General features: G+C 27.9%; 6 protein-coding genes. All 6 read left to right on the top strand.

The window, feature by feature from the left end:
* Positions 1 to 471: hypothetical protein (locus WC356_07165; GenBank protein ID MFA5382923.1), on the top strand; the 471-nt coding region annotated here is incomplete at its 5' end.
* Positions 472 to 529: 58 nt separating this feature from the next.
* A complete protein-coding gene (locus tag WC356_07160; GenBank protein ID MFA5382922.1) occupies positions 530 to 1,057 on the top strand; it encodes a 50S ribosomal protein L16 in 528 nt (175 codons plus the stop codon).
* 2 nt (positions 1,058 to 1,059) lie between these two features.
* Positions 1,060 to 2,958 carry a winged helix-turn-helix transcriptional regulator gene (locus WC356_07155; GenBank protein ID MFA5382921.1) on the top strand — a complete coding sequence of 633 codons (1,899 nt, stop codon included), beginning with the start codon at positions 1,060 to 1,062 and terminating at the stop codon, positions 2,956 to 2,958.
* Positions 2,959 to 3,018: 60 nt separating this feature from the next.
* On the top strand, positions 3,019 to 3,474 hold the full coding sequence (locus WC356_07150) for a hypothetical protein (GenBank protein ID MFA5382920.1): 456 nt from the start codon (positions 3,019 to 3,021) through the stop codon (positions 3,472 to 3,474).
* Positions 3,467 to 4,171 carry a hypothetical protein gene (locus WC356_07145; protein MFA5382919.1) on the top strand — a complete coding sequence of 235 codons (705 nt, stop codon included), beginning with the start codon at positions 3,467 to 3,469 and terminating at the stop codon, positions 4,169 to 4,171. The genes WC356_07150 and WC356_07145 overlap by 8 nt, the downstream gene beginning before the upstream one ends.
* Positions 4,172 to 4,540: 369 nt before the next feature.
* The gene (locus WC356_07140; GenBank protein ID MFA5382918.1) at positions 4,541 to 5,872 is read left to right on the top strand and encodes a Fic family protein; all 1,332 of its coding nucleotides are present in this window, start codon (positions 4,541 to 4,543) and stop codon (positions 5,870 to 5,872) included.
* Positions 5,873 to 6,025: the final 153 nt, after the last annotated feature.

Genomic DNA, 6,025 nt, shown 5'->3' with positions numbered 1-6,025 from the left:
TTAATTGGAGAATATACTTATAAAATAGAAAACGCAATATTAAAATATTCTGTATCAACACAAGTAAATGAAAAAGCTGAAGAGATTCCAATACAAATAATTACTCAGGTTGAAGAAGAAAAAGAAGATAATTCTTTCTTAGGATTGAGTGCATTGTTTGGTAATATAGAAAATATTGGAGTATTTGTTATTTTAATAATTGCTATATTAGTAATACTATCAATAGGTATATATTTTTTTAGGAATAAAGAGAATAGTGATTTAAATAAAGCAGAAAGTGAAATTGTTATTGAAGAGGATCAAATCCCAATTTTTGATGAAATAAATAAAAAGCAAATACAAGGGGATGAAAAAACTTTATTTGAAGAAATTAAAAGAAGAGAAGTTAAAACAGAAAAAAAATCAAAAACGAATTTAAAAAAAGAAAATAAAAAAACAAAACAAAAAGAAGTCAAATCAAAGAGAAAGTAATTTAAAGGGATTTGATATAAATTTATAGATAGAAAATATGTAAAATGAGGTGTTAGTAATGGGATTAAGACCAGCAAAAACATGTAGAGACGTAAATAAACCATCTTGGACAAGACATTCAAAAAGAAGACCTAGAAAATCTTTTATCAAGGCTATGCCACATAATACTTTACTCCATTTTAATATGGGAAAAGATAAAGAAGATTATGAGGTAGAAGTTAGATTAATTACTTTAGGTGCAATACAAATAAGAGATAATGCATTAGAAAGTACAAGAATGACTGTACACAAATATATGCAAAAAGCAGCACCAGAAGATTATAAATTTAGAATTCATGTTTTTCCTCATCAAGTAATTAGAGAAAATAAAATGCTTACTGGTGCAGGAGCAGATAGGATTCAAGGAGGTATGAAAGCACCTTTTGGGAAACCTATTGATAGAGCTGCAAGATTAAGAAAAAATCAAACAATATTCAGTATTAAAACAAGAAAAAAGAATATTAAACATGTAAAAGCAGCATATAAACGTGCGCAAGGAAAACTGTCTGGAGATTATAGAATAGAAACTATTGAGATTGGAGGATGAATATGACAGACGGGTTTATAAGTACTGATATTGATAAGATCATAAATATACTTAAAAAACAAAAGAAACTTTCTTTAAATGATTTAGCAAAAGAATCTGGAATTTCTTCTTCTCTTTTAGAAAAGTGGCTTCCAATTTTAGAAGAAGAAGGATTAATAGACATATCATATCATTTAACAAGAGTTTATATATCTTGGATTGGTGATGAAGTAGATAATACCTCTTCTAATTTAAAAAAAGAAACCGAAATCCCAATTGATGTTTATCCAGAGCAATTTGAATACCCAATTAGTAGAGATATTGAACTTCCAGATGAAGAGGAAAAAGTAAAAGAAGATCAAACTTTAAAAAAAACACCTTCTTCTGCAAAAACAAAAAAACAAATTGAACAGCCTTTAGAAGAATTTAAAGTTCCAGAAGAATTAAATTCAGATTATAATGATTATTTAAAGAAACATGTTACTTCTCCTTCTACTAATATAAAAAAAATTTATCCAGAATCAAAAACTAGTAAAGAAGTATCTCAAATTTCAATCAAGCCAAAAGCTTCTGATAAAGGAATTGATGTAAAACCATTTGATTTTTCTGTTGAAGAACCAAGAAAAACTAAATTAGATGAAAGAGCACAAAAAATTAGAAATTATATGGAAGAAATAAATAAAGCTCGTGATGAATTAGAAAAATTAAAAATTGAAAAAACAAAATTATTTAGAGAAACTTATGAGCCTATTGAAAAAAAGTTTTCAGCTGAGTTAGAAAATATTTCAGATAAAATTTATGAAAAAGAAGAAAGGATTTTACAATTACAACAGAAGGTTCTTTTACTTCCTAATGTTATTGACGAAGTTGATAGACAGCAATTAAAATTAAAGGAAATAGAAGAAGAAGCAAGAAAAACATTTGATGATGCATCTATTGTTATTAATGAGTCATTAGGAGATTTATCTGAATTAGAAGTTCAAGCAACAGAGCAAATAAAAATTGCTAAAGAAAGTATAAATCTTGGTGTTGATGAATCAGAAGAAATGAATAATGTTTTAACAAAGATAGGGAATTTAGAATTTGAAGTGAGAGATAAATTAAACACAGCAAAACAAAGATTAGAAGATGAACAAAAAAAGATCAATTCTTTAGAAATATCTTTACAGAAATTAGAATCTATAAGAACAAAAGCCACAGATAAAGTTGAACAAGTTGAAGAATTAGTTGGTTCTCAAAAAAGAAGAATTGCAGATTTAGAAAGAGAAGTTTCAAAGATAGGTGAAATACAAAAATGGGTTTCAAAACATAAAGAAGAATATGGATTATTAATTGATGAATTTGGCGAGCAAATTAAAATGAATGAATTAGAATATAATAATTTAAGAGAAGCAATAGAAACTAACTTTGTTAAAAAATATATTGAAGATTTAGGTCAAGTTTCAAAAGGTTATGAGTTTGAATTAGATCAAGCAAAACAAGCAGAAAAAAATATTGATGAAAAAATAGATTTAACAAAACAAAGAATATCTGAATTATTAGAAAAAAGTAGAGAGATTATTGATGCATTTGAATATGGTGAAAAAGAAGCGCCATCAGAAATTAATGTTCAAAGAATACAAGATAAAGAAAGAAATTTATTGCAGAGAATAGAAAGTAAAGAAGAAGAAAGAAAACAAATTTTAGATGTTTTGAAAGATATGGGTTCAAATCAACCAACTGATTTAACTAAACAAATAAAAGAACAAATAAAACCAAAAGATATTAATGCGCAGACTTCAAAAAGTAAAGAAATTAAAAAAGAAAAGAAAGAAAAAATAATGACTTATTCTGAATTTTTATCTGCAAAAAGAAGTGAAGGATTGAGTATGAAGCAAATAAGCAATGCTTGGAAAAAATATAAAAAAGAAAAAGGAATTTAAAAATTTACTCAAACTATTTTGACTTTTATCTTTAAAAATCCATAGACCTATTAATAGATTATGGAAAATAAATTTTTGAAATTTGGTGGAGAGGTATCAAAAGAAAAAATACATTTGGCTGGAAATTTAAGAAATAATTCTGAATTTATTAATTATTTTAATTATATGTTAAATTTTGGGATTTTAAAACCTTCAAATGATTCAGCAGAAATAAAATTTAGAGAATTATTAATTAATAAAAAATTTATTAAAGAGTTAAAAAGAGTAAAGAAAATACTTTGTGCAAAAAGTACATTTTGGACAGGTGAATTCGGATTAATGTCTCCGCAATTAAGTATATTTTACGAGGTTGTTCATGATAATTTATATAATTCAGAAAATCAAATTCCAGATTCAAAAAAGAAATTTAGAAGCATTTCAAATTGTATTTTAAAAAGAGAAGGTGTTAGAGTAAGTTTAATTAATGCTGTTAAATTTAAATGTTTTAATTTAAAAAAGAGGTGGCAAAATGAATAAAACCCAAATTTCAATTTTAAAAAATTTTTATAATTTGAAAAAAATAAAATTTAATAATTTAAAAGGAGAGGTGCCTTCAAATAAGTTTTCTTATTATATAAATAAATTAGTAAAAGAAAATTATTTATATAAAGGAGAAGATGGATATATATTAACTGATAAAGGAGAAAAATATTTAACTTATTTAAATAAAATTGAAGAAAAAAAGATAAAACAACCAATTCAGAATATTCTTTTATTTCCTTTAAAAGGAAATAAATATTTATTTCAAAAAAGAGATCAGCGTCCTTTTTTAGGAATATTTGGTCCGATAGGTGCAAAAACTAAAATTGGTGAAACTATTTTTGAAACTGCAAATAAAAGATTATTTGAAGATACTGGATTAAATGGAGAAATAAAATATAAAGGAATTCTAGAAGTTAGAACTTATAAAAATAAAAAATTATTTTTACATTATTTTATGAATCTCTTTAAAATTACTCACTTAAAAGGACAATTAAAAAACAAAGTTAAAAAAGGAGAAAATATTTGGATAACTGAAAAAGAATATTCAAAATATAAAAATAAAATAACAGGGATGAATTACCATTTTGAAATAATTAAGTCAAAATCTTTTATGGTTATTGAACTAAATCAATATATGGATGAAAAAGGGAATTTTATAAAATCAAAATTAATTTCTAAATTAAAAGTATAATAAAATATTTGTAATAAAGTATTTATAGAACATCAAAGATACCATCTTAAACATTTATAAAATAAGAGAATTAGATTATATCTAATCTCGCCAGTTTAGTATAAGAAGGTTATCTGTTTTATAATTAACATGTGCCTGGTAAATTTGACACTTACATTTATTTATCCAAAAAATTGGTTTAGAATGGCAATAATCAGCAACTTTTCAGCAAAAATGCAGGCTCTTTTTGGTGATAGAGATGAAAATTAATGAAAAATGTGTCAAAGCGGTGAAGATAAGTATATATAATTTTTGGCAAGAATGAGCAAAAATAGGCATTTTCAAGCTAAAAGGATAATATTTATATATATTTCCATGCACAATATACTCATGCGAAAGTATGATGTTCTTAAGTGCATCTCGGAAAGCCAAGGAATTACTCCTAAAGAGATAAGCGTAAAGCTGAATACTTCCCTTCCAAATATATATATTTATTTGAAAAAACTGGAAGATGAAGGACTGGTGAAAAAATCCGGCAATGGATACTTTGGGGTTCCAACGAATAAGAAATACAAGATAATACTTAACCTTAGGGCGATAAGCCTGGAAAAATTTCATTATTTAATAACCCCAAAATTTGGCAGTTTAATCTCAAAGTTGTGCAACACTCTTCAAATCAGCTCAGATGTATTCACCAAGGCGGATTTGAGAGCCATTACAAAATTTGCAATCCCCCTAAGGATAGTCCTTAAGCTGACAAAAAAGCCAAAAACATACTGCCTTAAAATCAATGAATCTATAGTTTGCCTTCTATTGGAATATCATGGCTTAAAGCCAAACTTCAACCTTAAGGATTTTCAGGAGCACATTAAAGAAAAGGGGGTGCGGGCATTGCCAACAAAAACCAATACCGTTGGGGTGAGCGATAAAAAAGTAATTGAATTGTGCGAAAGCAATTACCAGAAAAGTGGAGACATAGAAATAATCTTAAAATCAAAAAGTTTTATCCTGGATGGGCGGTTAGCCAAGCTTTTGGATGATGCAGACATGATAAATAAAGAATACCAGTTGTTCATTGATGCCCTGGCGCCTGAAGAACAGGCACTTATTAGGGAGCAATGGATAACAAGATACGTTTACAACACCAACAAAATTGAAGGCAACACAATGACACAAAAAGATGTTGCACTTGCCATAAGCAAAAAAAATATTGAGGGCAATTATTCAAAAAAAGAATTGTATGAGACCAACAACACCTACCAGGGACTGGTGTTCCTAGAGCGCAAGCTAAAAGAGGAAATAAGTGAGGAATTGATCAAAGAGCTGCACTTCCTTGTCCAGATGAACATTGATCCTAATAATGGAGAATATAAAAATATCTATAATTACGTCGGTGCGCTAAGCCCGACAACGCCACCGCAACATGTCAGGGAAAGGATGAAGATGTTGGTTGCATGGTATCATGAAAACAAGGGTAGCATGCATCCTCTGGTGTTGGCTTCCATGTTTCACATGCAATATGAGCTTATACACCCGTTTGAAGACGGGAACGGCAGGGTTGGCCGATTATTGATGAACAAGATCCTTGAAATGAACGGGTATTTGCCTCTAATCATATCTGAAAAGAATAAGCAGAATTACTATCAGAGTCTTGAGAATCGAAGCATCCCGATGTTTCTTCTCTGTATTTTGGCAGAGTTCATTGAAGATTACAAAAGATAAGCTGGTTTTCAGCACTAAACTTCTTTCAGCATGACCTTTTTTCCGTCAACAAAACCAAAGAAAAAGTTAAATAGCATTTGAGGATTGCAAAACAGATTCCAAAGTGAAACTGGTGTCTGATATTGGAGATTTTCAATATCAGCATCTGCAAGT

It is taken from the genome of Candidatus Micrarchaeia archaeon, assembly GCA_041653315.1.
In the GTDB taxonomy this organism is placed as follows: domain Archaea; phylum Micrarchaeota; class Micrarchaeia; order Anstonellales; family JAHKLY01; genus JAHKLY01.
This window is presented reverse-complemented; position numbering and strand designations above follow the sequence as displayed.